Origin of the sequence: Pseudomonas sp. C11 (assembly GCF_034683865.1) — a bacterium.
Lineage (GTDB): Bacteria > Pseudomonadota > Gammaproteobacteria > Pseudomonadales > Pseudomonadaceae > Aquipseudomonas.
This window is the reverse complement of record NZ_JAWIIP010000002.1, coordinates 1-26,963: the sequence shown is the minus strand read 5'-3', so window position 1 is coordinate 26,963 and position 26,963 is coordinate 1. Positions and strand designations below refer to the sequence as shown.

Here is a 26,963-nt window from a genome sequence, read left to right as displayed (position 1 = left end):
CACCAAGCGCCTGCTAAAGTGAATGCAGGCCGCCAGCAGAGGAGGTGAGGGTGCCGAGTTATCACGCCTGGCTCGATGATGTCCGTCCCAGTCCTTATGCCGATCAACTGAGCCTGGGATTTCGTGGTTTGCGTTTCTCCCGTCTGCTGGAGAGCGAGTACCGCGCCTACCTGCTCGAAGATCGCTTTGAACTCAAGCGCATCTCGCTGATTGTCGCGGTCTTCATCTGGCTGGCATTCGCCGTGCTGGACACCCAGATGATGGATGCGCCCTATCTGGGGTGGATGCTGGCGATTCGCATGCTCGTGCTGGTGGTTCTGCTGGTGTGCGGTTACCTGATCATCCAGCGCCGTCATCCTCATCTGCTACAACCCCTGAGCCTGGCGTGCATCGCCACCGTGGGGCTCGGTGCTGCCTCGATCGTCGCCGTCGCGCATCTGCATGATCCTAACTACCCCTATGAAGGGCTGATGCTGGTCTGTATCGCTGCCTATTTCCTCATCGGCCTGCGTCTGGCCGAGGCCGCCGTCTGTTCACTGGCGATCCTGCTGGTCTATGCGGCGCTGGAGTCATGGGCCGGCCTGCCGTTGCCACGCCTGGTCAACAACCTGATGTTCCTGCTGTTCGGTAACCTGCTCGGCGGTGTCGGCTGTTACCTGCTGGAGTACAAGTCGCGCGAGCATTTTCTGGTGAGCAACCTGATGCGTCTGCTGGCCGACCGCGACAGCCTCACCGGGTTGCACAATCGACGCAGCTTCAACCGCCAGTTCGAACGCCTCTGGCGCCAGGCGCAGCGCAATGGCGAATCCCTGGCGCTGTTGCTGTGCGATGCCGACCACTTCAAGTTGTACAACGACCGGTATGGCCATCAGGCGGGGGATCTGGCTCTGCAGCAAATCGCGCTGCTGCTCGAAGAGGCAGCCCGCCGACCGCTGGATTTCGCCGTACGCCTGGGCGGTGAGGAGTTCGCCGTGCTGCTGTTCGATACGCCGCGGGAGGAGGCGCTGCGCATCGCCGAATCGATACGCCAGGCACTGGTGGCGCTCAACCTGCCTCACGAAGCGTCGTCCAGTGAGGTGCTCACGCTGTCGCTGGGTGTCGCGGTCATCCAGCCCCGCGAGGGTGATGAATTGAGCACCCTTTACGCCCGCGCGGATCGGGCGCTTTACGAGGCCAAGGCATTCGGTCGCAATCGAGTCGTTGGCTGAGCTGAAACGACACGCGACAATCTGTGGGGTTGCTCTCAGCGAAGGGTTATGGCTAGCTGGCTAATAATTAGTTTTTGACCTTTGTATGAGCTGATCCATGTCTTACCCTGATCAACACCGTTTTGCCATGCAGGTCGCGCAGTTGTCGCGCGCCTGGCGTTCCGAACTCGACCGTCGCCTGGTGGGCCTCGGCCTGTCGCAGGCGCGCTGGCTGGTGCTGCTGCACCTGGCACGTTTTTCCGAAATGCCGACTCAGCGTGAGCTGGCGCAGAGCGTAGGCGTCGAGGGGCCTACCCTGGCACGCCTGCTCGACAGCCTGGAGGCGCAGGAGTTGGTGATCCGTGTCGCCGTGCCGGAAGATCGCCGGGCCAAGAAAATCGCCCTGCAACCCAAGGCGCAGCCCCTGATCGAGAAGATCGAGGCCATTTCCACGCAACTGCGCCAGGAAGTCTTCGTGGGTATCGACGAGGACGATCTACGCCGCTGCCAGCTCGTGCATGCACGCGTACTCGCCAATCTGACGAAGTGACGAAGCCTGTGGTCTGGCCCGCGCGCCATCCTTGAGTAGGGTGGTGTCCGTTTTTTGACTAAAAGCGCTTGCTGCGCTCTTGGCTCGTCGGCAAACTGGCGGCAATGTGCTGCTTTGTGAAGCAGTCGTCATAATGTGAGGCGGGATCGGGCGCGCAACCGGGTCCTGTTTCTGAGAGGTTGATCTATCGTTTCGTGCGCTAATCTTCTGTAACAGAAGGCCGCCGCAGAATGTCTGACGGCGCTGCACGACGCGCAAAATGTGGAGGTCGCATGGCTCGGCTGCGTAAATTGGTTTTGGCAGTGGCCTCTGGCACCGCTCTTTATTCCGGCGTTGCGTCGGCATTGGGGTTAGGTGAGATCACCCTGCATTCGGCACTGAGCCAGCCTCTGGATGCGGAAATCGAGCTGTTGCAGGTTGGCGATCTGGCAACCTCGGACATGCATGTGCGTCTGGCGCCTGCCGATGTGTTCGCGCGCTCGGGCGTCGAGCGCGTCTACTTTCTCAACGACCTGCGCTTCACCCCCATTCTGCGTGGATCGCGTAGCGTGATCCGGGTGGTGTCGAGCAAGCCGGTGCGTGAGCCGTATCTGAACTTCATCGTCGAAGTTGCGCGCCCGGGCGGCCAGCTTTATCGCGAATACACCGTACTCCTCGACCCGCCAGGCTCGACGGCCTACAGCAGCAGCGCCGCCCCCATCGCGGCAACGGCGGCGACCCGCTCACCGCAGGCTACGGCCTCGGCGAACAAGGCGCCGGTGCCTACTCGTATGCCGCCAGCCGCCCTGGGGCAGCGTTATCGCGTGCAGGGTGGTGACAGTCTCTGGAGTATCTCCGGCAAGCTCGTCGCTTCCGGTAGTTCGGCCAGCCGCGAAAGCCTGATGGAAGACATCTTCGCGTTGAATCAGGCGGCCTTCGTAGGTGGCGACCGCCATCGTCTGCGCGTTGATCAGCAACTGCTGTTGCCGGATTCTGCAGCACCTGCCATGGCGGAGGTCGCGCCGCTGCCGGCCAGTCAACTGAGTGCTCCGGCCGCAGAGGTTGCGGGAGCCCAGGTCAGCGCACCGACTTCTTCGCCGAACGAAGCTGCCGCTGCGCAGCCATCGCTCGATGCACTGGCGAGCGAGACACCTGCGCCTGCCCCCTTGAGCGAGGAGGTCGCGCAGGTTAACGCCCAGCTGCAGACCGTGACCGACCAGAACGCCCAACTGCAATCGGCGCTCAGCCAGATGCAGAGCCAACTGGATCAGTTGCGCCAGCAAATGGAAGAGAAGGATCGTCAGCTCCAGGTCATTTCCCAGGAGATGGCGCAGCGACCTGCTGCCGAAGCGAGCACGCCGCCAAGCGAGGCGGCGTCCAGCTCCTCGTTCGGCTGGAGCTCCTGGCTGATGGCTGGGCTGCCGGTGCTCGGCCTGGCGCTCTTCGGGCTTCTCGTTGCCTATCGACGTCGCGCCAAGGAGCAGGCACCCGAGCCGACGAACGACGCGCCGCGGCTTGCACCTGTCGGCGAATCCCCAATGGTCAGCCGCCCGGTGGTCGTCGAGCCTGTCGCTGAGCCCGATCCGCTGGAGGGTGCCAACGTCTATATCGCCTACGGCCGTTTTGCCGAGGCGGCCAGTGCGCTGCGTCGTTCCATCGAGCTTTATCCGCAGCGCGCCGATTTGCGTCTGCGCCTGAGCGAGGTTTATGGCGAACTGGGTGATGAGTCGGCGTTCCTTGACCAGGAAAAGGCGCTGCTCGATCTGGGCGTGCCGCCTGCGCGTATCGAACCGATCAAGGCCCGCTACTTCGCCGGCAGCCGTGCGCAGGCTGTTCAGCCTGCCGCAGTTGCCGAGCCCGAGGCCGTCGAGCCGCTCGTCGACAGTGATTTCCAGCTCAACCTGGACGATCTCTCTCTGGATGCCGACTGGGATCTGGTCAGCCCATTCAAGGCCGACACCCCGGCCCGTCTGAAGAAGGCCGAAGAAGAGGTGGCGCATGACCCACATTTCGCCAGCAACCTGCGGGAGCTGCCGGAAGTCTTCGAGATGGACATGGAACACGGCGAGTCGCGTGTCGAGCCGGTGGACGAATATGTACTCGACGAGCAGTTCCTCGACGCCTTCGCCGACGAATCCGAGCAACCGCTGCAGCCGATCGACCTGGATCACCTGGCCGGCAATCCCGAGCACATGACCAAGCTCAATCAGGCGTTGGCCTACATCAAGCAGGGCGATATCGCGGCAGCGTGCGACATCCTCAACGAAGTGATCGACGAGGGCGACGAGCAGGAGAAGGAGGCAGCGCGCCTGCTGCTGGCCGAGATCGCCTGATTGCCACCGCTCAGGTGAATCGACAAGGCCGCGCAGATTGCGCGGCCTTGTCGTTTCAGAAACTCTTGCCCAGGTTCAGGTACAACGCCTTTTCCCGTTCATCGTTGAGACCGTAGCTGAAGTTCAGCGGGCCGAGTGGCGTGTCGAGGCCGAGGAACACACTGGCGGCGTTGATGTAGCCGCTGTCGAAGGCATTGTCGTTGTTCCAGGCGCGACCACGCTCCAGCGACATGCCCAGGTACAGCGGGACATCCAGCGGCAGCAGCGAGTGCTGGGTCAGCCGGCGGTAGTAGACCATGCGCGCCAGTGCCACGTTCTGCCCGCTCAGGGCATCCTGGCGAAAGCCTGACAGCTCCTGGGCACCGCCGAGGACAAAGCCCGAGGTGACCACATCGGCTTCGTCCAGGGTGCGCCCGTAGCGGCCGCCGAAGATCCAGGTGTTGCGCTCGACGCTGAACGCCTTGCTCAGGTTCAGCTCCCATTGACGGTAGTCCTGATCGGAATCCAGCCCCTTGTCGTACTGGCGCAGCAGCAGACCGATTTCTTCGCCCTGTCGCGGGAAGTCGACGTTGTCCAGGGTGTCGAAGGAGTACTTCAGTTCGTAGTAGCCCTCGCTGAAGCTGAAACTCGGCAGGTCGCGCTCGCCGACGCGCACGTCCGCTTCGCCCCAGGCCTGGCCGATGCCGAAGCGGATCTCGCCATTGTTGGCGATCTGCCGCCCGAGGTTGAGGCCGTAGCCGTAGCGCTCCAGGCGGTATTCGGCGATGGGGTCGTTATCGAGGATGGACTCGATGTTGCGCGCCTCGCCCGACAGGTAAGGGGCGATGAAGTAGCGCGAGCCGGAGTCGAGCGGTTGGTAGAACTCGCTGTACAGCTCCTGGCGGTCGCCCAGTTGCACGCGCGTCAGCCATTCGGCACCGAGTTCGTTGATGCCGTTGATGCGGTAGCTGGCGCCGATGTTGAAGGCGCTGTCACCGCGCATGTCGTCGGCCAGGTTCAGGCCGATGCGCAGGTAGTCGGTGCCGGTGCGCCGGCCGCGCGCGTCGATCACCAGTGCACTGCCACGCTCGTCCAGGGGCGTGATGCGGTATTGCACGCGTTCGAAGTAGTCGAGGCCGTAGAGCGTACCCATGTCCTTTTGCAGGCGTTCGAGATCCAGTGGCTGATTCAGCGGCTGACGGATGTGGCTGAGGATCACCGCGTCGCCGACCTTGGAGTCGTTCTCCACGCGGATTTCGCGGATCAGCGGGTTGCGCTGCTCACGCGAACGCGCCACGGCCAGCGCCGGGCTGCCGCCGCCCGGTTGGGCGAGGCGTGCCAGCGAAGCAGAGAGTGCCTCGGTGGCACGGTAACCGGCGTCGATCATTTGCTCGGCCCGGTTGAAATCGGCCACGCCATAGCCGGCCAGTGGTGGGGTGATCAGTACGTCGTCCGGCGTCAGGGTCTTGAGTTGCTCTTCCGAGTTCTTGCGCGTCATCAGGGTGATCGACTGGTTCATCACGTCGACTACCGTGGTCAGTTCGTCGACCGGTCGCAGCGGGGTGCCCAGGTCGACCACGATGACCCGGTCGACGCCCATTTGCCGGGCCACGTCGATGGGGATGTTGTTGACCATGCCACCGTCGACCAGCAGGCGGCCATCGAGCTCCACCGGAGCGAACACCGCCGGGATCGACATGCTGGCGCGCATCGCCTGCGGCAGGTGGCCGCTGCGCAGGATCACCTCTTCACCGGTGGCGATATCGGTGGCCACGGCGTGGAAGGGGATCGGCAGGCGGTCGAAGTTGCGCGTGTCGCTGCGGTGCACCAGTAGGGTTTCCAGCAGCATGGCCAGGTTTTGCCCCTGGATCACGCCCAGCGGCAGGCCGAGGCTGCCGTCGTCGCGGAAGCTGAGCTTCTGCTTGATCAGGAAATCGCGGTCGTCCTGCTTGCGGCGAAAGGGGATGTCCTCGCGCGGCGGCGAGTCGGATAGCGCCTGCTGCCAGTCCAGTCGCAGCGCCAGCTGCTCCAGCTCGTCGACCCGGTAACCGGCCGCATAGAGCCCGCCGATGATGGCGCCCATGCTGGTGCCGGCGATGGCGTCGATGCGAACGCCCTGGCGCTCCAGCGACTTGAGCACGCCGATGTGCGCCAGCCCGCGCGCGGCGCCGCCGGACAGCACCAGGCCGATACGCTCTTCGGCGTACGTCGGCAACGCAAGAAGGGCGAGGAAAATCAGCAGCGGGCGGAGCAGGCGAGGCATGACGAATACCGGATTAGACGGGCACAAAGGCCGCTATTATAGGCACCCGCTTCGTCCATCAGAGCCTGCCCATGTCAGATCACAAGCCGGAAATCGTCATCACCTATTGCACCCAGTGCCAGTGGTTGCTGCGCGCCGCCTGGCTGGCCCAGGAACTGCTCAGCACCTTTGCCGACGAGCTTGGCCGGGTGAGTCTGGAACCAGGCACGGGCGGGGTGTTCCGTATTCTCTGCAACGGCGTGCAGGTCTGGGAACGCAAGGCCGATGGTGGCTTCCCCGAGGCCAAGGTGCTCAAGCAGCGCGTGCGCGATCTGATCGATCCGGGCCGCGATCTGGGGCACAACGACCGGCCCTGAACCTCATGTATCAGAAGTTTTACCCCGTCTTTACACAGGGCTGACAGCGTTTGCTTGGGCGTGCGCGAATAATTTGCCCTGGGCCGTCCGCTACGGCCGTCACGTGAAGAGGTGAAGCATGTCGCTGCAACGTTCCATGATTCTGGCGCTGATGGCGCTGGTTCTTTCTGCCCAAGCCGTAGCCGGTCCGCCCGGCCCTGGCGGGCCCGGTGGCCCAGGCTGGGGCAACTGGGGGCCCGGCCACGGTGGCGGGCATGGCCATGGCCTGCCGGACGGTGCTCGTGAACTGTGGATCGGCAGTGCGCTGTACTTCGTTGCCGCCGGCACCTACTACCTGTGGAATGCCAATGCTCAGCGTTACGAAGTGGCCACGCCGCCACCCACCGTGCAGAGCAGCAATGTCGCCAGCTACGAAGTGATCGCCTATCCGGCCAATGGCCAGAGTGCCGAGCAGCAGGGCCGAGACCGTTACGAGTGCCATGGCTGGGCGGTCGGTCAGAGCGGCTTCGACCCGGCCACCGCGAATGCGCCGGTAAGCGCCGAGTCGACCGAGCTCTATCGGCGTGCGCTAGGCGCCTGCCTGGCGGGACGCGGCTACAGCATCAACTGATGGCGTGGGCGCTGCGCGGGCATCCCCGCAGCGCCTTCAACCCCGCTCGTTCTGCTTGGCCTGTTCGGCGCGCACGGCGGCGACGAAGGTCTGCATGGCCGAAGAGTGCACGCGGTGGCGCCGGCTGATCAGGCCGTAGGGCGGCAGGCGCGGGCCGAAATGAATCGGCAGCACGGCGAGCAGGTGACGTCCGGGGTAGTCGTTGACCACCGACAGCGGCGTCACGCCGATCATATCGGTCTGCTGCAGCAAGGACAGCAGGGTCATGATCGAGGTGGTCTCGACGATGCTGCTGGGGGTATCGACACGGGCGTTGTGGAAGGCCTGGTTGATGATCGAGCGCATCGGACTGGGGTGCTGCTGCAGCACCCAGGTCATGTGCTGCAGCTCGCTCCAGGTGAGTTTCTTCGCCTGCGCCAGGGGATTGTGCGCGCCCGCGACGACGCACAGCACTTCCTCGCCGAGGCTGTCGAACTGCAGATCCTCGGTGCGCGCCCCGGTAGGAATGCGGCCCAGCACGACGTCCAGCTGATCCTGTTGCAGGGCTTGCACCAGCACGTCGCTGGTGTCCACCTGTATGCTCATGGACAGGCGTGGGTGGCTTTCCTTGAGGGTGGCGATGGTACGCGTCAGCAGGCCCGAGGCCAGCGCCGGAATGGCCCCGACCGTCACCCGACCGAGGTTGCCGGACTCCAGCGCCACCAGTTCCTCGCGCATGCCGGTGAGTTCGGCGAAGACCATGCGTGCGTAGTAGATCACCGTCTCGCCGAAGGGCGTGGCGCGCATGCCGCGTGGCAGGCGCTCGAACAGCTCGACGCCGAGCAGGTCTTCGGCCTCGTGCAGCATCTTGGTGGCCGCCGGTTGGGTCATGCCGATCTCGTCGGCGGCGCGGCGCAACGAGCCGAGTTCTTCCAGCGCCAGCATCAGGCGCAACTGACGCAGGCGCAGGCGGCTGTGGATGATGCTGGCTTCGGGGATACGGGACATGACGGTGGCTCGCTGCTCTGAGGGCAGCAAGCCTGACAAGAAACCCCCTTGGTTGCCAAGTGCAAGCGTGGAGGGCAGAGGTTTGCTCTTGTTGCCAGTCGTCATTCGGCCACCTCCCGAGTCAGGCCGCGTGGGCGGCGCAGGTGCTGCAGCAGGCGCGCCAGCAGCGGCCAGCACAGCATCAGCAGCGCGGCGCTGGTGAGGCTGCCAACCAGTGGGTTGGACCAGAAGATCGACAGCTCTCCGGCGGAGAACAGCATGGACTGGCGGAAGGCATCCTCGGCCTTGTCGCCCAGTACCGCTGCCAGCACCAGCGGGGCGATGGGATAGCCGAGCTTCTTGAACAGGTAGCCCAGCGCGCCGAAGCCCAGCATCAGCGCCACGTCGAACATCGAGTTGTGCACCGAGTAGGCGCCGATGGCGCAGAGCATGATGATGATCGGCGCGATGATCGAGAAGGGAATGCGCAGGATCGAGGCGAACAGCGGCACCGTGGCCAGCACCACGACCAGGCTGACCACGTTGCCCAGGTACATGCTGGCGATCAGGCCCCAGACGAAGTCGTGCTGCTCGACGAACAGCGTCGGCCCCGGGTGCAGGCCCCAGATCATCAGGCCGCCGAGCATCACCGCCGCCGTGGCCGAGCCGGGGATGCCCAGGGTCAGCATCGGCAGCAGGGCGCTGGTGCCGGCGCTGTGGTCGGCGGTTTCCGGGGCGATGACCCCTTCGATCTCGCCCTTGCCGAAGTTGTCGCGGTTCTTCGAGAAACGCCGCGCCAGGCTGTAGCTCATGAACGAGGCGGCGGTGGGCCCGCCCGGGGTGACGCCCATCCAGCAGCCGACCAGCGCGCTGCGCAGCCAGCTCAGCCAGTAACGCGGCAGCTTGGCCCAGGTGCGCAGGATGGTCATCGGCGTGATGCGCGCGTGTTCTCCGCGAAACACCAGGCCTTCTTCCACGGTGCAGAGAATCTCGCCGATGCCGAACAGGCCGATCACCGCCACTTCGAAGCTGATGCCCGACAGCAGCCAGCTCTGGTCGAAGGTCAGGCGCAGATCGCCGGATACCGTGTCCATGCCGACGGCGGCCATGGCGAAGCCGATCATCATCGCCACTACGGTCTTCAGCGGCGGGTTCTTGCTCATGCCGATGAAGGTGCAGAAGGCCAGCAGGTAGACGGCGAAGAACTCGGGCGAGCTGAACTGCATGGCGAAGTCGGCGATGCGTGTGGAGAGGAAGGTCAGGAGCAGCACGCCCACCAGGGCGCCGAGCAGGGCCGAGGTGAAGGCGGCAGTCAGCGCTTCGGCGGCCTTGCCCTGGCGAGCCATGGGATAGCCGTCGAAGGTGGTCGCCACCGATGAGGGTTCGCCGGGTATGTTGAACAGGATCGAGGTGATCGAGCCACCGAACAGCGCGCCCCAGTACATGCAGGAGAGCAGGATGATGGCCGACACCGGTTCCATGGTGAAGGTCAGCGGCAACAGCAGCGCCACGCCGTTGGGCGCGCCGAGGCCCGGCAGCACGCCGACCAGGATACCCAGCAGCACCCCCACCACCATCAGACCGATGTGGCCGGGGGTGAGGATGAGGTTCATGCCATGCATGAGGGATTCGATTTCGCTCATTTGAACAGCCCTCCCAGCAGGGCCAGCGGGCCGGCCTGCAGCGGTACCTTGAACCACAGGGCGAAGATCAGGTAACTGGCCAGGCTGGCACCCACGGCCACGGTGAGGATCATCGGCCAGCCGTAGGGCGTCGCGCGCTGGCGGTCACGCCACATGAACCAGGCGATGAACAGTGTCGAGGCGATGTAGAGGCCGGTGAAGGGCATCACGGCGACGTACAGGACGATGGGCAGGTACACCGCCAGTACCTGGCGAAAGGCGCCGCGACTGACGAAGGCGTTACCCAGTGCGCGCCAGTTGAGCGCGGTGAGCAGCAGGTTGGCCAGGCTGGCAGCGCTCAGCAGCAGGCCGATGTAGAAGGGGAAGTAGCCCGCCTGTGGGCCGGCATCGCCCCAGCCGATGCCGCTTTCGAGACTGCCCAGCATCACCACGGCGCCGAGCGCGACGGTAAACAGGGCCAGGCCGACCTCCACCCAGCGGGTGCCGAGCAGGGCGGCGCTATCGTGTTTCGCATTCATGTCGTTCACCCTCGTTGCGGGCGCCGCGCCAGGCGGCGCCCGTGGCGGATCATTTGCGCAGCCAGCCGGCCTGCGCGAAGACCGGGGTCACCCGGGCGGTGTCCTGCTCGATGTAGGCGCTCAGCTCGTCACCGGCGAGGAAGGTCGGCACCAGCGCGTTGCGTTCGACGTAGGCCTTGAATTCCGGTGTCTGGGTGACCTTGCGCAGCAGTTCGACGTAGAACGCGCGCTGCTCCGGGGTGACATCGCCGGCCATGAATACCGTGCGCGGGAAACGGTACTGGTCGATGCCCAGGCCCTGCTCCTTACAGGTCGGCACATCCGCCCAGGACTGGGTCTCGGTGACCTTCTCGGTGTAGGCCATGCGCGCCTGGCTGAACACGCACAGCGGGCGCACCTGGTTGCCGCGCCACTGGCTGACGCTCTCGGCCGGGTTGTTGACGTTGGAGGTGATGTGCTTGCCGGCCAGTTGCGTGGCGGCCTCGCTGCCGCTCTTGAAGGGGATGTAGGTCAGCTTGCTGCCGGTGGTCTGGTTGAGCAGCAGGGTCAGGGTCTGGTCGACGTCCTTGGACTGGCTGCCGCCCATGCGCATTTGCGGCGGGTTCGCGCGCACCGCCTCGAAGTAGGCCTTGGCGTCCTGCCAGGGGGCGTCCTGATAGGTCCAGAGGATGAAGTCGTCTTCGGCCACGGCGGCCACTGGGGTGAGGTCAGTCCACTGGTAGCCGAGCTTGGCCACCAGTGGCAGCAGGTAGATGTTGTTGGTGCCGATCACCAGGCGCTCGGGCTCGCCCTTGGCCAATTTCATGTCGAGGAAGGCTTCGGCGCCGTTACCACCGCCCTTGTTCAGCACCACGGTATTGACGTCCAGCAGCTTGTGCTGGCTGACGATCGACTGGATCAGGCGGCCAAGCTGGTCGGTGCCACCGCCAGGGCCGCCGGCGACGACGATCTCGACGTTTTTCTCCGGTTGCCAGGCATGCGCCAGGGCGGGCAGGGCGCTGGCGCAGAGCAGGGTGCAGCCGGCGAGCAGGCGAGCGAGATGACGAACGGGGGGAGTCCGCATGGTGAGCCTCTTCTTGTTGTGCTTGTTATGGAGTGGCCCGAGTGTGGGAAGCGAGTCTGCCTGCGTCCACTGAGTAAATCGCATACGCCGATAGCTTGGGGTTATCGAGTCATTTTCGAGCGTGCGTTCATGGAATCGGTAGTGGTGATATGAGCGATACCCTGTAGTGATAGGTCTATGAGGACTTTTGATTGGACGGTAATAGCTCAGGGTTGGAATAGTGCGTCCACACCGGCGGCCGACTCGAAGCGCCGGAACCTTACAAGAACGATAACTATGAGGTCAGCGCCATGGCTCACTCGAGCGCAACGCCCCACCTGCATCCTGCTTCTGCCTCCACCGCTCCGGTGGCTCAGATACGTCCTTCCAACGTGCGCTGGCGCATCTTCGCCATCATCTTCGCCCTGACGGTGATCAACCTGATCGACCGCGTCTCGCTGTCAATCGCCATGCCGGTCATCGCCGGCGAATTCAATCTGAGCCCGAGCATGCAGGGCCTGATCCTCAGCAGCTTTTTCTGGGCCTACGCGCTGCTGCAGATTCCCGGTGGCTGGCTGATCGACCGCTACGGCCCGCGCCGCGTTATCGCCTGGTCGACCGGCCTATGGGGTACCTTCCAGACCCTGGCAGCCTTCGCCACCGGCGGCTTGTCGCTGATCTTCGCGCGGGTCGCCCTTGGTGCTGCGGAGGCGCCCTTGTTCCCGGCCGGCGGCAAGCTCAATTCGCTGTGGCTGGGCAGTGGCGAGCGCAGTCGTGGCGCGGTGTTGATGGATTGCGGCGGCCCGCTCGGCGTGGCCCTGGGTGGCCTGATCATCGCCTATCTGATCGCCGTGCTGGGTTCCTGGCGCAGCGCCTTCTTCATCGCTGGTATCGCTACCCTGGCCACGGGCTGGCTGGCCTGGCGCTACCTGCGCGACAACCCCGCCGAACACCCGCAGGTGAACGCTGCCGAACTGGCCGTGATCAACGAGGGGCGCAACGTGTCGATGGCCGAGGCGGCGCGCCAGGGTGTGCGCGGCCTGGGTATCGCCCCGCGCTCGCTGATCGGCATCCTGCTCGGTCGTGCCAGCTGGGCCATGGTCTTCTTCGGCCTGCTGACCTGGGGGCCGAGCTACCTGGCGCAGGCGCGTGGCTTCGATATCAAGGGCATCGGCGCGGCGACCTTCGTGATCTTCCTGTGCGGCGCCATCGGCTCGCTGACGGGAGGCTTCCTCTGTGATCGCCTGATCGCCAAGGGTGTGCGCCGTGGCGTCGCCGCCAAGGGCCTGCTGGCCTGCTCCGGCCTAGTGGCACTGGGCGCCTTCCTGCTGCTGCCGAGCCTTAGCGACGCCTACCTGGCGGTCGGGCTGCTGTCGCTGACCGCCTTCTTCCTGATGTGGGGCAGCCTGTACTGGAGCTTCCCGGCACTGCTGGCCTCGCCGGCGCGGGTCGGCCTGATCGGTGGGGTGATGAACCTGGCCGGCAGCCTGGGCGGTATCGCCGTGCCCATCCTGGTTGGCCTGCTGCTGCAGCATGCCGGTGGCTATCCCGCGGTACTGGGCTTCTTCGCCCTGTGCTCGGCGCTGTTCATCGCCGGCACCCTGCTGATTTCCCTGGACAACACCGAGGTTTCCCATGGCTGAGTTGTACGACGGGCCGATCGTCGACGCCCATCACCACTTCTGGGATCCACAGCGCAACTACCACCCCTGGCTGTCGGGCGAGCACAACATCCCGTTCCGCTACGGCGATTACAGCGCAATCAAGCGCCGCTATTTCCCGGCTGACTATCTGGCCGATGCCGGCGAGCACCGCGTGGTGGAAACCGTGTATGTGGAAACCGAATGGAATCCGCGCGACCCCATCGGCGAGACCGCCTTCATCCACGAAGTCGCCGCCCTCTACGGCGCGCCCAACGCCGTGGTCGCCCAGGCCTGGCTGGATGCGCCGGACGCCGCCGAGGTACTCGAAGCGCAGGCCGCCTTCGAGCGCGTGCGCAGCGTGCGGCACAAGCCCGGTGGCCCGGCTACGCCCGAGGAAGTCGGCAGTCAGCGTACGTTGATGAGTGACGAGCGCTGGCGCCAGGGCTATGCCGAGCTGGCGCGCCACGGCCTGCACTTCGATCTGCAAACGCCCTGGTGGAACCTGCACGAGGCCATCGAGCTGGCCCGTGACTTTCCCACCACCCAGCTCATTCTCAACCATGCCGGTTTGCCGTCCGATCGCAGCGAACAGGCCCTGGCGGCCTGGCACGCGGCGATGGCCCGGCTGGCCGAGTGCGAGAACGTGGCGGTCAAGGTGTCCGGCATCGGCCTGCCTGGCCGGCGCTGGAGCGTGGCGGACAACGCCTGGATCGTGCGCGAGACCATCGCCATGTTCGGTGCCGAGCGGGTGATGTTCGCCAGCAACTTTCCGGTCGACAGCCTGTGTGGCTCGTTCGACGACATCTACGGCGGCTTCAAGCGCATCGTCGCCGACCTGCCGCTGGCCCAGCAGGAACAGCTTTTCTACCGCAATGCGCGGCGCGTCTATCGCACCGTGCCCGATGTGATCCGCCCGGATGGAGCATCGGCCGACCTGAGGATACATGCATGAACAAGGCAACCCTTCCACGCCTGGCCATGGTACTGGGCGACCCCGCCGGCATCGGCCCCGAGCTGATCGCGCGCCTGCTCGCCCAACCGGAGGTGCGGCGCAAGGCCCAGGTGCTGCTGATCGCCGACGAGGCGGAAATGCGCCGTGGCATGGACATCGCCGGGCAATCCTTCCCCTACCGCATCATCGATTCGACCGATGCTCTGGATTTCGCCGACGACATGCCGCTGCTGCTGCCGTTTCGCGGCCGCGCCCAAGGCGACTTCCCGCGCAGCGAGGCCAGCGTGATCGGCGGCCAGTACAGCCTCGACACCCTGGAGCAGGCGCTGCGCCTGACCGCCGACGGCGTCACCGATGCCATCCTGTTCGGCCCGCTGAACAAGACCTCGTTGCACATGGCCGGCATGGGCCATAGCGACGAGCTGCACTGGTTCGCCGAATACCTGGGCTTCGACGGCCCGTTCTGCGAGTTCAACGTGCTCGACAACCTGTGGACCTCGCGGGTGACCTCGCATGTGGCACTGGCCGAAGTGCCGGGGATGATCAGCCAGACGCGTGTGGTGGAAGCGATCCGCCTGATCGACACCGCACTCAAGCGCAACGGCCTGGAAAAACCGCGCATCGGCGTCTGTGGCCTCAACCCGCACAACGGCGACAACGGCAGCTTCGGCCGCGAGGAGCTGGACATCATCGGCCCGGCGGTCGAGCAGGCGCGTGCCGAGGGCATCGAAGCCGTCGGCCCGTACCCGGGCGACACCATCTTCCTCAAGGTGCAGGGCGACAGCCAGGCCTTCGACGCGGTGGTGACCATGTACCACGACCAGGGCCAGATCGCGATCAAGCTGATGGGCTTCTCCCGTGGCGTGACGGTGCAGGGCGGCCTGCCGATCCCGATCACCACGCCGGCGCACGGCACGGCGTTCGATATCGCCGGGCAGGGCAAGGCCAATGTCGGTGCAACCCGCCAGGCTTTCGAGATCGCCTGCCGCATGGGTTTGAGCCAGCGCCGCTGAACCGCGACCCAGGCGCTACAACAACAATAAGAGGAGCCGCTCATGGCTATCGATCACAATCGCCGGCAGCCCGCGCTGCCGGGCGTACGGGGAGGGCAGTGCTCATGCTCACGCTAACCCGGCTGTTTTCCCGTCTGTTCGAAGGCATCGTGGTGTTCTGCATGGCCACCATGGTGATCCTGGTCTTCGTCAACGTGGTGCTGCGTTACGGCTTCAACTCCGGCATTGCCCTGTCGGACGAAGGCGCACGCTACCTGTTCGTCTGGCTGACCTTCATCGGCGCTGTTATTGCGCTGCGTGACAACACCCACCTGGGCATCGACCTGGTCTTCCGCCGTTTGCCGGCCTTCGGCCAGCGCGTCTGCGCGGTATTGGCCGAGTTGCTGATGCTGTTCTGCTGCGGCCTGTTTCTGGTCGGTAGCGTCAAGCAGACGCTGATCAACATGGACAACCTGTCGCCGGTGGCCGGCCTGCCGCTGGGCTGGATGTACGCCGCAGGTGTGGTGTGCAGCCTGGCCATGGGCGCAATCATTCTCAGCCGCCTCTACCAGCTGTTGTTCCGTCAGGCCGATCCGCTGCGCCTGGCGGCCAGCGGTAGCGAGGCCGCATTGGTTTCCGAGGTGTCGAAATGACCATCTTCGTGTTTCTCGGCTCCCTGCTGGGCGCCATGGCCATGCGTATTCCGGTGGCCTTCGCACTGATGCTGGCCGGCGTCGCGCTGATGATTCAGCTCGACACCTTCGATGCGCAGATTCTCGCGCAGAACCTGATCAGCGGCGCCGACAGCTTCCCGCTGCTGGCCATTCCGTTCTTCATGCTGGCCGGCGAGCTGATGAATGCCGGTGGTCTGTCGCGGCGCATCGTCGCGTTGCCCATGGCGCTGGTCGGCCACATGCGCGGCGGCCTGGGTTTCGTGGCGATCATCGCGGCCATCGTCATGGCCTCGCTGTCCGGCTCGGCCGTGGCGGATACCGCTGCGGTGGCCGCAATGCTGATGCCGATGATGCGCAAGGCCGGCTACGACCCGAATCGCTCGGCCGGGCTGATCGCCGCGGGTGGCATCATCGCGCCGATCATTCCGCCGTCCATTCCACTGGTGGTGTTCGGCGTCGCCGGTGGCGTGTCGATCACCAAGCTGTTCATGGCCGGTATCTTCCCCGGGCTGATGATGGGCCTGGCGCTGTGGGGCACCTGGTGGTGGCTGGCGCGCCGTAGCGATCTGCCTGTGGGCGAGAAGGCTTCGCGTGCCGAGGTATTGCAGGCGCTGCGCGAAGGTATCTGGGCCTTGATGCTGCCGGTCGTGATTATCGGCGGCCTCAAACTGGGCATCTTCACTCCCACCGAGGCAGCAGCGGTGGCTGCTATCTATGCGCTGTTCGTCTCGCTGTTCGTCTACCGCGAGCTGAAGCTGCGCGACCTGTATCAGGTATTCCTCGATGCTGGGCGCACTACGTCGGTGGTGATGTTCCTGGTCGCGGCGGCGCTGGTGTCGTCCTGGCTGATGACCATCGCCGAGCTGCCGATGCTGGTCAGCGAGCTGCTCGAACCTCTGATCGACCGTCCGCAACTGCTGCTGGTGGTGATCATGGCGATCGTACTGGTGGTCGGTACCACCATGGATCTGATGCCCATCGTGCTGATCCTCACCCCGGTGTTCATGCCGGTGATCAAGCTGGCCGGTATCGACCCGGTGTACTTCGGCATCCTGTTCATCCTCAACACCTCCATCGGCCTGATCACGCCACCCGTGGGCAACGTACTCAGTGTGATGAGTGGCGTCGGCAAGGTGCCGCTCGATGGCGTGATGCGTGGCGTGCTGCCGTTCCTTTTCGCTCACCTGTCGGTGCTGGCGCTGCTGATCATCTTCCCCCAGTTGGTGATGACGCCGATGCGCTGGTTCCTGCCCTGATTCAACCCCAACCCTACCCTTAGGAAGACACCATGAAGAACAACAAGAACAAACTGCGTACCCTGGGCTGCATGCTGCTGCTGAGCTGTTCGATGCTGCAGGCCGAGGCCGCGACCATGCTGCGTTTCGGTTTCGCCGGCTCCGACAGCGACACCCAGAGCCTGGCCGCCAAGGAGTTCGACCGCCTGCTCAAGGAGGGCTCCAACGGCGAGCTGCAACTGCGCAGCTTCGGCAACAGCATGCTGGGCAACGACCAGGCGATGATCGCCGGCGTACGTGGCGGCACCATCGACCTGGAAATGTCCGGCACGCCCAATTTCAGCGGCCTGACGCCGCGCATGTCGGTGCTCGACCTGCCGTTCATGTTCGCCGACAGCGCCCATGCCTACCGGGTGCTCGATGGTGAGATCGGCCAGCAACTGCTCGATGGCCTGGCCGAGCACAACCTCAAGGGCCTGGCCTACTGGGAAGTGGGCTTTCGCGACATCACCAACTCGCGCAAACCTGTGCGCGTACCGGATGACGTCAAGGGGTTGAAGATCCGCACCTCCAGCAACCCGGCGCAGATCGAAGCCTTCCGCCTGCTCGGCGCCAACCCGCAGCCGCTGCCGCTGGCCGAGTTGTACAACGCCCTGGAAATGAAGGCCGTCGACGCCCAGGAGCACCCGCTGAGCATCACCTGGTCTTCCGGTTTCTACGAAGTGCAGAAGTACCTGTCGCAGACCCATCACGCCTACACCGCACTGGTGGTGGTGATGAACAAGCAGAAGTTTGACTCGCTGCCGGCTGCGCAGCAGAAGCTGTTGGTCGATTCCGCCCGCGCCGCTGGTCAGGCGCAGCGCCGGATGAATGCCGAGAACGACAGCAAGTACCTCGCCGAGCTGGCCGAGAAAGGCATGCAGATCGAGCCCAACGTCGACCGTGAGGCCTTCCGCCAGGTGGTTTCCCAGCCGATACGTGACGCCTTCATCAAGCAACACGGCAGCGAGCTGCTGGACGCCATCGACGCCCTGCGCTGAGCCCCATCACCCCACGCGGCGCCTGGCGCGCCGCCCTCAGGAATCGAGAACATGAGTCAGGAAATTCTGCTGCTGGTGCAGAAATGCGCCCACACCTTCAGCTTCTACGACGTCGAGAGCGGTGACGCGATCAAGCACATCCGCCTGCCGGATTTCCCCCACGAGTTCGTGGTGGACTCGCAGAACCGCTTCGCCTACGTCGGTCACTACGGCATCGAAACCTCCAGCCATGAAGGCGAGGGCGGTTGCTCGGTGTTCGTCATCGACCTGGACAAGGGCGAGCACGTACGCACCCTGAGCATCTGGCCGTTCCGTCGGCCGCACGGCCTGGCGATGGACGAGCAGGATCGTCTTTACGTGCTCAGCGAAGGTAATTCGACCCTGCTGATCTTCGACCAGCCGCACCTCAAGGACACCCCGGATCGCGCCATTCCCTCCGGCGGCTACAAGAGCCACCTGGTGGCGCTGACCCGCAGCGGTGAGACCGCCTTCGCCCTCAACCTGTTGAGCAACACCATCACCCGGCTGAAACCGCAGGACCCGACCATCGCGCCGGTGCCGGTGCAGCCGGGCAGCATGCCCGAGGGTAACTGCTACAGCGCCGACGAGCGCACCCTGTACGTCGCCACTCGTGGCGACAACGGCATCGTTGCCGTGGATGTCGAGACGTTGCAAGTGACCCGCCGTGGGCGTACCGGCGCCGACCCGACGCGCATCTACCGCGACCGTCATGATCGCCTGTACGTGACCAATTACGCCGAGCATTCGATTTCCGTGTTCAACGCCGAGCTGGAGGAAATCCACCGCATCGAGCTGGACACTCACGCCATCGCCATGAGCCTGCACCCGACCCGCGACCTGGCCTTCGTCACGCTCAAGGATCAGCGCGTCGGCATGCTGGATCTCAATACCTACAGCTTCCTGCGTTACTTCCACACCCTGCTCGAGCCGGATGTATCCCAGGTCATCGTGCGCTGAACGGAGAACAACAAGATGAACAACGCATTCACCCGCAGTCTCGTTGCCATCAGCCTGGCCCTGCTGCTGCCAGGTCTTGCCGCTCACGCCGAGGAACGCAGCTTCAAACTCAGCGCGGGCGATCCCGTCGACGCGCCCGGCCCGCAGGGCGCCAAACTGTTCAGCGAGCACCTCAAGGCTTCCAGCGGCGGCACCCTCAACGTCAAGGTGTTCCCCTCGGCGATGATCGGCAACGACGTGCAGATGCTTGGCGCGCTGCCGGCCGGCACCGTGGAGTTCGCCCTGGTCGGTGCACCGACGCTGGTCGGGCTGGTCAAAGAATTCGGCGTGCTCGACCTGCCGTATCAGTTCAACTCCCCGGCTGAAGTGGACGCCATGCTCGACGGCCCCATGGGCCAACAACTGCTGGCCAAGCTGGAAGAAAAGGGCCTGGTCGGCCTGGGCTTCTGGGAAATCGGCTTCCGTGACCTGACCAACAGCAAGCGCCCCATCGAGAAGTGGGAAGACCTCAAGGGCCTGAAAATCCGCACCGTGCAGAGCCCGATCTTCCGTACCTTCTTCGAGCACCTGGGCGCCAACGCCCAGCCGATGCCGATCAACGAAGTGTTCGGCGCTCTGGAAATGCACGCCATCGACGGCCAGGAAAACCCCATCTCGCTGATCGCCACCCAGCGTTTCAACGAGGTGCAGAAGTACCTGACCCTGAGCGAGCACATCTACACGTCCTACGTGCTGCTGATGAGCAAGAAGACCTGGGACTCGCTCGACGATGCCCAGCGTGCCCAGGTACGCCAGGCTGCCGAACAGGCCAGAGGCGAGCAGCGCGCCATCGCCCGCAAGGCCAACCAGGACAAGCTGGCCGAACTCAAGGACGCCGGCATGCAGGTCAATGCCCTGAGCGATGAGCAGCGCCAACGCTTCGTCGAGCAGGCCAAGGTGGTTACCGAGCAGGTGCGCGGCAATATCGGCGCCGAGTTCGTCGATGCCTGGCAAGCAGAACTGCAGCGCCTGCGCGGAGCCAACTGAGATGCCCGAGAGCCTGCACCAGCGCCTCGGCCTGCCGTATGCGGCAGGCGGGCAGCGCCTGATCGATGCCCATCATCACCTGTGGAACCTCGACAGCCATCGCTACCCCTGGCTGCAGGACGAGGTCGACCCGGGCTTCTTTCTCGGCGATTACGCGCCGCTGCGGCGTAACTACCTGCCCGAGGACTACCTGGCCGACAGCGCTGGCCAGCGGGTGCTGGCCACGGTGCACTGCGAGGCCGAACACGACCGCGCCGACCAGGTGGCGGAAACCCGCTGGGTGCACCAGCAACATGCGCACTACGGCTTTCCCAATGCCGTGGTGGCGCATGTCTGGTTTCACCGCCCGGAATGCGAGGAGGTTTTGGGGCGGCACCTGGAGTTTCCGCTGCTGCGCGGCATCCGCAGCAAACCGGTGACGGCCGCACGGCCGGAGCTGGCCGCCAGCGTGCGCGGGCAGAGCGGCAGCATGCAGGACGAGGCCTGGCTACGCGGCTTCGAACTGCTGGCCCGGCATGGCTTGTCCTGGGATCTGCGCGTGCCGTACTGGCACCTGCAGGAAGCCGCCGAGGTGGCCGCTGCCTTCCCCGAGGTGCCCATCGTGCTCAACCACATGGGCTTCCCCTGGGATCGCAGCCCCGCCGGGCTCGACGGCTGGCGCGCCGGCATGGCGGCGTTGGCGGCGCAGCCCAACGTCTGCGTGAAAGTCTCCGAACTGGGCCTGCGTGATCAACCCTGGACACTGGAAGGCAACCGCGGGGTGATCGAGGAAACCCTGGTGCTGTTCGGGATCGAGCGCTGTCTGTTCGCCAGCAACTTCCCGGTGGCCGGTTTGCGTATCGGCTACGGCGAGCTGGTCACGGCGCTGCAGACGATCCTCGCCGACTACGACGAGGCCCAGCGTGACGCCTTCTTCTGGCGTAACGCCCAGGCCTTCTACCGAATCGAGCTGGAGGACTGACACACCACCGCTCATCCGAATGCTGCCTCGGTACGCCTCTGCACAACGGTTGATCCCGCAGCAGAGGCGCCCTGGCGGTGAAGTTGTACCGCGGCCAGTCATGGTCGCCTGAACGGCCATCTCCCAGATTTTTTGCATCGGGTGCGTACCCGAGGGGGACGGCTTTGCCCAAAACAAGATCGATAGGCCAATTAACATGACTAACTTGCACACCGCAGCTCGCTTCAACCGCAACACCCTGGGCGTCGCCATCGGCCTGGCGCTGGGCGCCAGTCTGTCGACCACGACGGTGCAGGCCGCCGGTTTCATCGATGACGCCAAGGTCTCGTTGAACCTGCGCAACTACTACTTCAACCGTAACTACCTCAACCACTCCGGGCCGAAGCTGGACGGCAACGACCAGTCCCAGGCCGAAGGCTGGACGCAGAGCTTCATTCTCGATGCGCGCTCCGGCTACACCGAAGGCACCGTTGGCTTTGGCCTCGATGTGCTGGGCCTGTACAGCATCAAGCTCGATGGCAACGAGACCGTGGCCAACAGCCAGTTGCTGCCGATCCATGACGATGGCGAACCAGCCGACCAGTTTGGTCGTACCGCCGTCGCCGCCAAAGCGAAAATCTCCAAGACCGAGCTGAAGGTCGGCGAATGGTTCGCCGTGCTGCCGATCCTGCGTGCCGACGATGGCCGCTCGCTGCCGCAGACCTTCCAGGGGGCGCAGATCACCTCCAACGAAATCGACGGGCTGAGCCTCTACGGCGGCCAGTTCTGGAAGAACAGCCAGCGTAACGACGCCAGCCGCGAAGACATGAGCTTCAACGGTTTCAACGGCGATGACTTCAACTTCGGCGGTGCCGAGTACCGCTTCAACGGCAACGCCACCATGGTCGGCGCCTGGCATGCTCGCCTGGAAGACGTCTACCAGCAGAGCTACGTGCAACTGACCCACAGCCAACCGGTCGGCGACTGGGTACTGAGCGGCAACCTCGGCTACTTCACCGGCAAGGAGGAGGGCGCAGCCAAGGCCGGCGATCTGGACAACAAGGTCTACCAGGGCAGCTTCTCGGCCAAGACCGGCAACAACACCTTCACCGCGGCCTACCAGCAGTTGCGCGGCGACACCAAGTTCCTGCGTGTCGACGGCGCCAGCGGCGGCAGCCTGGTCAACGACGCCTTCACCGCCAGCTTCGACAGCCCCGATGAGCGCTCCTGGCAGTTGCGTCACGACTACAACTTCGCCGGCCTCGGCATCCCCGGCCTGACTCTGATGAACCGCTACATCAAGGGCGATGACATCCATGCCAGCGACGGCCGCAAGGACGGCGAGGAGTGGGCCCGTGAAACCGAGCTGGCCTACACCATCCAGGACGGCAGTCTGAAGAACCTCAGCGTGCGCTGGCGCAACTCGGATATCCGCCGTGATGTCGGCCAGGACTTCAACGAGAACCGCCTGATCATCAACTACCCGCTGTCGCTGCTGTAAGCCGCAGCTGCTGGGCGCCCCCTGGTAGCGGCGGGGCGCCTAATCGATAACGGATGAAACGGTATTTGTCGCCTAGAGATTTCCTGGGGTTATCACTGGATGTGTAGAAGTGATTATTCGACGCCTCAGCCACTGGCTAGAGTCGGCTCCAGTGATCGGCTACCGAACACCCGAACAATGACAACAAGAACGGCGATCTTCCTGCAACCAGCCTCCGGCGCTGCTCGCCTCTCGTTGTCGACCCGCTTCGAACCCTATCGCCAGTGGCATGCCCAGGCAGTGGCATGACGACTGATAGCCAACCTGCAGTGCAAGGAGTTGTGAACATGAAAATAAAATCCGTCCGTACCCGCGTCTTCGAATGGAAGGGCAAGGTCGTACCGCCGCAGGCGCATTTCTGCACCAACGCCAGCGACATCCTCTTCGAGCGCGGCGATGCCATGGGCTCGTTCCGTTTCCACGGCTGGCTGGTGGTCGAGATCGAGACCGACACCGGCATCGTCGGCATCGGCAACTGCGCCCTGGCCCCGCGCGTGGCCAAGGAAATCATCGACCTGTACCTGGCGCCGATCTGCATTGGCGAAGACCCCTTCGACAACGAATACATCTGGCAGAAGATGTACCGCCGCACCCACGCCTGGGGCCGCAAGGGCATCGGCATGGCCGCCATCTCGGCAATCGACCTGGCAATCTGGGACATCATGGGCAAGGCCGTGAACAAGCCGGTGTTCAAGCTGCTCGGCGGTCGTACCAAGGAAAAGATCTGGACCTACGCCTCCAAGCTGTACGCCAACGACAACCTCGACCTGTTCCTGGAAGAAGCCCAGGGCTACCTGAACCAGGGCTTCACCGCGCTGAAGATGCGCTTCGGCTACGGCCCGAAAGACGGCCCGGCGGGCATGCGCCGCAACATCGAACAGGTGCGCGCGCTGCGTGAGCTGGCCGGCCCGGACGTGGACATCATGCTCGAGTGTTACATGGGCTGGACCCTGGAATACGCCCGCCGCATGCTGCCGAAGCTGGCCGAGTTCGAGCCGCGCTGGCTGGAAGAGCCGGTGATCGCCGACGACATCGAGGGTTATATCGAGCTGAAGAAGATGGGCATCATGCCGATCTCCGGCGGCGAGCACGAATTCACCGGCCACGGCTTCAAGGATCTGCTCGAACGCCGCGCGGTGGACGTCATCCAGTACGACACCAACCGCGTCGGCGGTATCACCGCGGCGCGCAAAATCAACGCCATGGCCGAATCCTGGTCGGTGCCGGTCATCCCCCACGCCGGGCAGATGCACAACTACCACCTGACCATGGCCAGCACCGCCTCGCCGATGGCCGAGTTCTTCCCGGTGTTCGACGTCGAGGTCGGCAACGAGCTGTTCTACTACGTGTTCAAGGGCGAGCCGCAACCGGTCAATGGCTACATCCAGTTGGATGACGACAAGCCGGGCCTGGGCCTGGAAATCTCCGAGGAATACCTCAAGGACTTCAACATCATCGAGTGACCGCAGTGGCGCCGCCGGTTGGCGGCGCCCTCAGCATCGCAGGAGAAACCCAGATGCGGCTGATTCAATTCGAAAACCAGGCGGGACAACGCCAGGTGGGTGTCATCGATGGCGCCCAGGTACAAGTGGTGCGCGGCGTGAGCAGCATGCGCGAGCTGGGTTTGGCGGCGATTCGTGCCGGCCATGGCCTGGCGGCGGAAGTCGACGTGCGCGGCTGCGATGCCGGCCCGGACTACGCCGGCCTGTTGGCAGCGGGGCGCGTGCTGCCACCGCTGGATCATGACGACCCGGCGCACTGCTTGGTCAGCGGCACCGGCCTGACCCACCTGGGCAGCGCCGCCACCCGTGACAAGATGCACCAGCAGGACGAGGCCAGCCTCACCGACACCATGCGCATCTTCAAATGGGGCCTGGAAGGCGGCAAGCCCGCTGCCGGCGCTGTCGGCGCGCAGCCGGAATGGTTCTACAAGGGCGACGGCAGCATCGTCGTGCGTCCCGGTGCCGACTTCCCGGTACCGGAGTTCGCCGAAGACGCCGGCGAAGAGCCGGAGCTGGTCGGCCTCTACCTGATCGGCGACGACGGCAAGCCCTATCGCCTGGGCTATGCCCTGGGCAACGAGTTCTCCGACCACGTCATGGAGCGCCGTAACTACCTGTACCTGGCGCATTCCAAGCTGCGCTACTGCGCCTATGGCCCGGAGCTGCGCGTCGGCGACCTGCCGCACAACCTGCGTGGCCACAGCCGCATCCTGCGTAACGGCGAGGTGCTCTGGGAGAAGGAGTTTCTCTCCGGCGAGGACAACATGTGCCACAGCCTGGAGAACCTCGAGTATCACCACTTCAAGTACGCGCAGTTCCTCCGCCCGGGGGACGTGCACGTGCATTACTTCGGCACCGCGACGCTGTCGTTCGCCGACGGCATCAAGGCTGTGCCGGGCGATACCTTCGAGATCGCCATGGACGCGTTCGGCGCGCCACTGCGCAATGGCATCGCGCGCCAGCCGGTCGCCGTGCAGCCTGGGCAGGTCAGCGTGCTCTGACCTGTCGCCACGTGCCGCTGCACAACGGCGGCGCGTGTCCTTTCTCTCCATGCGGAGCCCTCGGCTCCATCCCCGCCGTTACCCACGGCGGCCGTTCGAACCCATTCGGTCGAGGAGACCCTGATGACTGGCATACTCGGTCACAACTACATCGCCGGGCGGCGCAGCGTCGCCGGCGACATTCGCCTGCAGAGCCTGGACGCCACCACTGGCGAGGCCTTGCCGGGGCATTTCATCCAGGCTACCGAAGCCGAGGTGGCCGCCGCCGCCGAAGCCGCTGCCGCCGCCTTCCCGCTGTACAGCAAGCTCGACCCCCTACGCCGCGCCGAATTCCTCGACGCCATCGCGACGGAAATCGATGCGTTGGGCGATGACTTCGTCGCCACCGTCTGCCGTGAAACGGCGCTGCCGGCCGCCCGTATCCAGGGCGAGCGCGGCCGTACCAGCGGCCAGTTGCGCCTGTTCGCTACGGTATTACGACGTGGCGATTTCCACGGTGCGCGCATCGACCGGGCCTTGCCCGAGCGCACGCCGCTGCCACGCCCCGACCTGCGCCAGTGCCGCCTGGGCGTCGGTCCGGTCGCGGTATTCGGTGCCAGCAACTTCCCGCTGGCCTTCTCTACGGCCGGTGGCGATACCGCCTCGGCCCTGGCTGCCGGTTGCCCGGTGGTGTTCAAGGCGCACAGCGGCCACATGGCCACCGCCGAATGGGTGGCTGATGCCATCATCCGCGCCGCCGAGAAAACCGGCATGCCCAAGGGCGTGTTCAACATGATTTTCGGCGGCGGCGTCGGCGAGATCCTGCTCAAGCACCCGTCCATCCAGGCCGTTGGTTTCACCGGTTCGCTGAAGGGTGGTCGCGCCCTGTGTGACATGGCCGCTGCCCGTGCGCAGCCGATCCCGGTGTTCGCCGAGATGTCCAGCGTCAACCCGGTGATCGTCCTGCCGGGCGCCCTGAAAGCGCGGGGCGCCACCGTGGCCAAGGAGCTGGCTGGCTCCGTGGTGCTGGGCTGCGGTCAGTTCTGCACCAATCCTGGCCTGATCATCGGCATTCGCAGCGCCGAGTTCAGCGAGTTCGTCGCCGGCCTGGCCGACGCCATCGGCGCACAACCGGCGCAGACCATGCTCAATGCCGGCACCCTGCGCAGCTACGCCAGCGGCGTCGCGCTGCTGAAAGGCCATGCCAAGGTCACTCACTTGGCGGGCAACGAGCAGGCCGGCAACCAGGCGCAGCCACAGCTATTCAAGGCTGACGTGAGCATGCTGCTCGAAGGCGACCATCTGCTGCAGGAAGAAGTCTTCGGCCCGACCAGCATCGTCGTCGAAGTCGCCGACCACGCCGAGCTGGCCCGTGCCCTGCAGAGCATGCACGGCCAGCTCACCGCCACGCTGATCGCTGACGAGCAGGATCTGGACGACTTCGCCGACCTGGTGCCGCTACTCGAGCGCAAGGCCGGCCGCCTGCTGCTTAATGGTTACCCGACTGGTGTCGAGGTATGCGACGCGATGGTTCACGGCGGCCCCTATCCGGCGACCTCCGATGCCCGTGGCACCTCGGTGGGCACGCTGGCCATCGATCGCTTCCTGCGCCCGGTGTGCTACCAGAACTACCCGGATCGGCTGCTGCCAGCCGCGCTGCAGAATGCCAACCCGCTGGGCATCCTGCGTCTGGTCGATGGCGTCAGCAGTCGCGAAGCCATCGTCTGATTTCTCCGTTCACTGCTCCCTTCCCGATTTGCCCCGGCTTATGCCGGGGCTTTTTTGTTCTTCGTGCGGTTTGGTGAAATGGCTTTGTTTGATAGTGGCTGGTGAGTTTGTGTATTGGTTTCGGTTGTTTCGGTGTTCAAGCAGCTTATCTGCGTTCTGCTGATATCTCCCGTTTCGCCTCCCGGCGACCTTCTTTTGTCAAACGCCACAAAAGAAGGCAAAAAGTCTTTGCGGTACGACTCACCCACATAGGTGACAAATCGGTTCAAGCACATGGGTAACAGTTTTTAACCTGGCAGAGGACTCC

At 64.6% G+C, this 26,963-nt stretch carries 23 protein-coding genes; 18 read left to right on the top strand and 5 right to left on the bottom strand.

Features of this window, described 5'->3' with window-relative positions:
- Positions 1-50: 50 nt before the first annotated feature.
- The 3 genes from VC352_RS03350 to VC352_RS03340 all read left to right on the top strand — a co-directional run bounded on the left by VC352_RS03350 (position 51) and on the right by VC352_RS03340 (position 4,049).
- Positions 51-1,208, top strand: a complete 1,158-nt coding sequence (locus tag VC352_RS03350) for a diguanylate cyclase (protein WP_322978170.1) — start codon at positions 51-53, stop codon at positions 1,206-1,208.
- A gap of 97 nt (positions 1,209-1,305) precedes the next feature.
- A complete protein-coding gene (locus VC352_RS03345; RefSeq protein WP_322978169.1) occupies positions 1,306-1,737 on the top strand; it encodes a MarR family transcriptional regulator in 432 nt (143 codons plus the stop codon).
- Between the two features lie 272 nt (positions 1,738-2,009).
- Positions 2,010-4,049 carry a FimV/HubP family polar landmark protein gene (locus tag VC352_RS03340; RefSeq protein WP_322978168.1) on the top strand — a complete coding sequence of 680 codons (2,040 nt, stop codon included), beginning with the start codon at positions 2,010-2,012 and terminating at the stop codon, positions 4,047-4,049.
- Between the two features lie 55 nt (positions 4,050-4,104).
- Here the strand turns inward: VC352_RS03340 and VC352_RS03335 are convergent, their stop codons facing one another.
- Positions 4,105-6,291: a patatin-like phospholipase family protein gene (locus tag VC352_RS03335; protein ID WP_322978167.1), complete on the bottom strand. Its 2,187-nt coding sequence runs from the start codon at positions 6,289-6,291 to the stop codon at positions 4,105-4,107.
- Positions 6,292-6,362: 71 nt separating this feature from the next.
- On the opposite strand from VC352_RS03335, the gene VC352_RS03330 reads away from it, so the two are divergent.
- Together VC352_RS03330 and VC352_RS03325 are read left to right on the top strand one after the other, a co-directional pair.
- On the top strand, positions 6,363-6,647 hold the full coding sequence (locus VC352_RS03330; protein WP_322978166.1) for a SelT/SelW/SelH family protein: 285 nt from the start codon (positions 6,363-6,365) through the stop codon (positions 6,645-6,647).
- 118 nt (positions 6,648-6,765) lie between these two features.
- Complete coding sequence (locus VC352_RS03325; protein WP_322978165.1) at positions 6,766-7,257, top strand: hypothetical protein; 492 nt, start codon at positions 6,766-6,768, stop codon at positions 7,255-7,257.
- 36 nt (positions 7,258-7,293) lie between these two features.
- Here VC352_RS03325 and VC352_RS03320 read toward each other — a convergent pair whose 3' ends face one another.
- From VC352_RS03320 to VC352_RS03305, 4 genes are all read right to left on the bottom strand, one after another.
- On the bottom strand, positions 7,294-8,244 hold the full coding sequence (locus VC352_RS03320; protein ID WP_322978164.1) for a LysR family transcriptional regulator: 951 nt from the start codon (positions 8,242-8,244) through the stop codon (positions 7,294-7,296).
- 101 nt (positions 8,245-8,345) lie between these two features.
- Positions 8,346-9,866, bottom strand: coding sequence for a tripartite tricarboxylate transporter permease (locus VC352_RS03315; RefSeq protein WP_322978163.1), 1,521 nt, complete (start codon positions 9,864-9,866; stop codon positions 8,346-8,348).
- Positions 9,863-10,384 (bottom strand): tripartite tricarboxylate transporter TctB family protein, encoded by a 522-nt coding sequence (locus tag VC352_RS03310; RefSeq protein WP_322978162.1) that lies wholly within the window; start codon positions 10,382-10,384, stop codon positions 9,863-9,865. The genes VC352_RS03315 and VC352_RS03310 overlap by 4 nt, the downstream gene beginning before the upstream one ends.
- Positions 10,385-10,433: 49 nt before the next feature.
- The gene (locus VC352_RS03305) at positions 10,434-11,447 is read right to left on the bottom strand and encodes a tripartite tricarboxylate transporter substrate binding protein (RefSeq protein ID WP_322978161.1); all 1,014 of its coding nucleotides are present in this window, start codon (positions 11,445-11,447) and stop codon (positions 10,434-10,436) included.
- Between the two features lie 290 nt (positions 11,448-11,737).
- Between VC352_RS03305 and VC352_RS03300 the strand changes: the two genes are divergently transcribed.
- The 13 genes from VC352_RS03300 to VC352_RS03240 all read left to right on the top strand — a co-directional run bounded on the left by VC352_RS03300 (position 11,738) and on the right by VC352_RS03240 (position 26,656).
- The gene (locus VC352_RS03300; RefSeq protein ID WP_322978160.1) at positions 11,738-13,069 is read left to right on the top strand and encodes an MFS transporter; all 1,332 of its coding nucleotides are present in this window, start codon (positions 11,738-11,740) and stop codon (positions 13,067-13,069) included.
- The gene (locus VC352_RS03295) at positions 13,062-14,021 is read left to right on the top strand and encodes an amidohydrolase (RefSeq protein WP_322978159.1); all 960 of its coding nucleotides are present in this window, start codon (positions 13,062-13,064) and stop codon (positions 14,019-14,021) included. Before VC352_RS03300 ends, VC352_RS03295 begins: the two co-directional genes overlap by 8 nt.
- Complete coding sequence (locus tag VC352_RS03290; protein ID WP_322978158.1) at positions 14,018-15,034, top strand: 4-hydroxythreonine-4-phosphate dehydrogenase PdxA; 1,017 nt, start codon at positions 14,018-14,020, stop codon at positions 15,032-15,034. Before VC352_RS03295 ends, VC352_RS03290 begins: the two co-directional genes overlap by 4 nt.
- A gap of 104 nt (positions 15,035-15,138) precedes the next feature.
- Positions 15,139-15,666: a TRAP transporter small permease gene (locus VC352_RS03285; protein WP_322978157.1), complete on the top strand. Its 528-nt coding sequence runs from the start codon at positions 15,139-15,141 to the stop codon at positions 15,664-15,666.
- Entirely contained in the window at positions 15,663-16,943 is a 1,281-nt protein-coding gene (locus VC352_RS03280) for a TRAP transporter large permease subunit (RefSeq protein ID WP_322978156.1), read from the top strand. The genes VC352_RS03285 and VC352_RS03280 overlap by 4 nt, the downstream gene beginning before the upstream one ends.
- A 32-nt stretch (positions 16,944-16,975) precedes the next feature.
- The gene (locus VC352_RS03275; RefSeq protein WP_322978155.1) at positions 16,976-17,962 is read left to right on the top strand and encodes a TRAP transporter substrate-binding protein; all 987 of its coding nucleotides are present in this window, start codon (positions 16,976-16,978) and stop codon (positions 17,960-17,962) included.
- A 51-nt stretch (positions 17,963-18,013) separates the two neighbouring features.
- The gene (locus VC352_RS03270; protein ID WP_322978154.1) at positions 18,014-18,940 is read left to right on the top strand and encodes a YncE family protein; all 927 of its coding nucleotides are present in this window, start codon (positions 18,014-18,016) and stop codon (positions 18,938-18,940) included.
- A gap of 15 nt (positions 18,941-18,955) precedes the next feature.
- On the top strand, positions 18,956-19,966 hold the full coding sequence (locus VC352_RS03265; RefSeq protein WP_322978153.1) for a TRAP transporter substrate-binding protein: 1,011 nt from the start codon (positions 18,956-18,958) through the stop codon (positions 19,964-19,966).
- Position 19,967: 1 nt separating this feature from the next.
- Complete coding sequence (locus tag VC352_RS03260; protein ID WP_322978152.1) at positions 19,968-20,927, top strand: amidohydrolase family protein; 960 nt, start codon at positions 19,968-19,970, stop codon at positions 20,925-20,927.
- Between the two features lie 196 nt (positions 20,928-21,123).
- Positions 21,124-22,407 carry an OprD family porin gene (locus VC352_RS03255; protein ID WP_322978151.1) on the top strand — a complete coding sequence of 428 codons (1,284 nt, stop codon included), beginning with the start codon at positions 21,124-21,126 and terminating at the stop codon, positions 22,405-22,407.
- A gap of 326 nt (positions 22,408-22,733) precedes the next feature.
- On the top strand, positions 22,734-23,909 hold the full coding sequence (locus tag VC352_RS03250) for an L-lyxonate dehydratase (protein WP_322978150.1): 1,176 nt from the start codon (positions 22,734-22,736) through the stop codon (positions 23,907-23,909).
- A gap of 53 nt (positions 23,910-23,962) precedes the next feature.
- A complete protein-coding gene (araD1, locus tag VC352_RS03245; protein ID WP_322978149.1) occupies positions 23,963-24,949 on the top strand; it encodes an AraD1 family protein in 987 nt (328 codons plus the stop codon).
- A gap of 123 nt (positions 24,950-25,072) precedes the next feature.
- Positions 25,073-26,656, top strand: a complete 1,584-nt coding sequence (locus tag VC352_RS03240) for an aldehyde dehydrogenase (NADP(+)) (RefSeq protein WP_322978148.1) — start codon at positions 25,073-25,075, stop codon at positions 26,654-26,656.
- Positions 26,657-26,963: the final 307 nt, after the last annotated feature.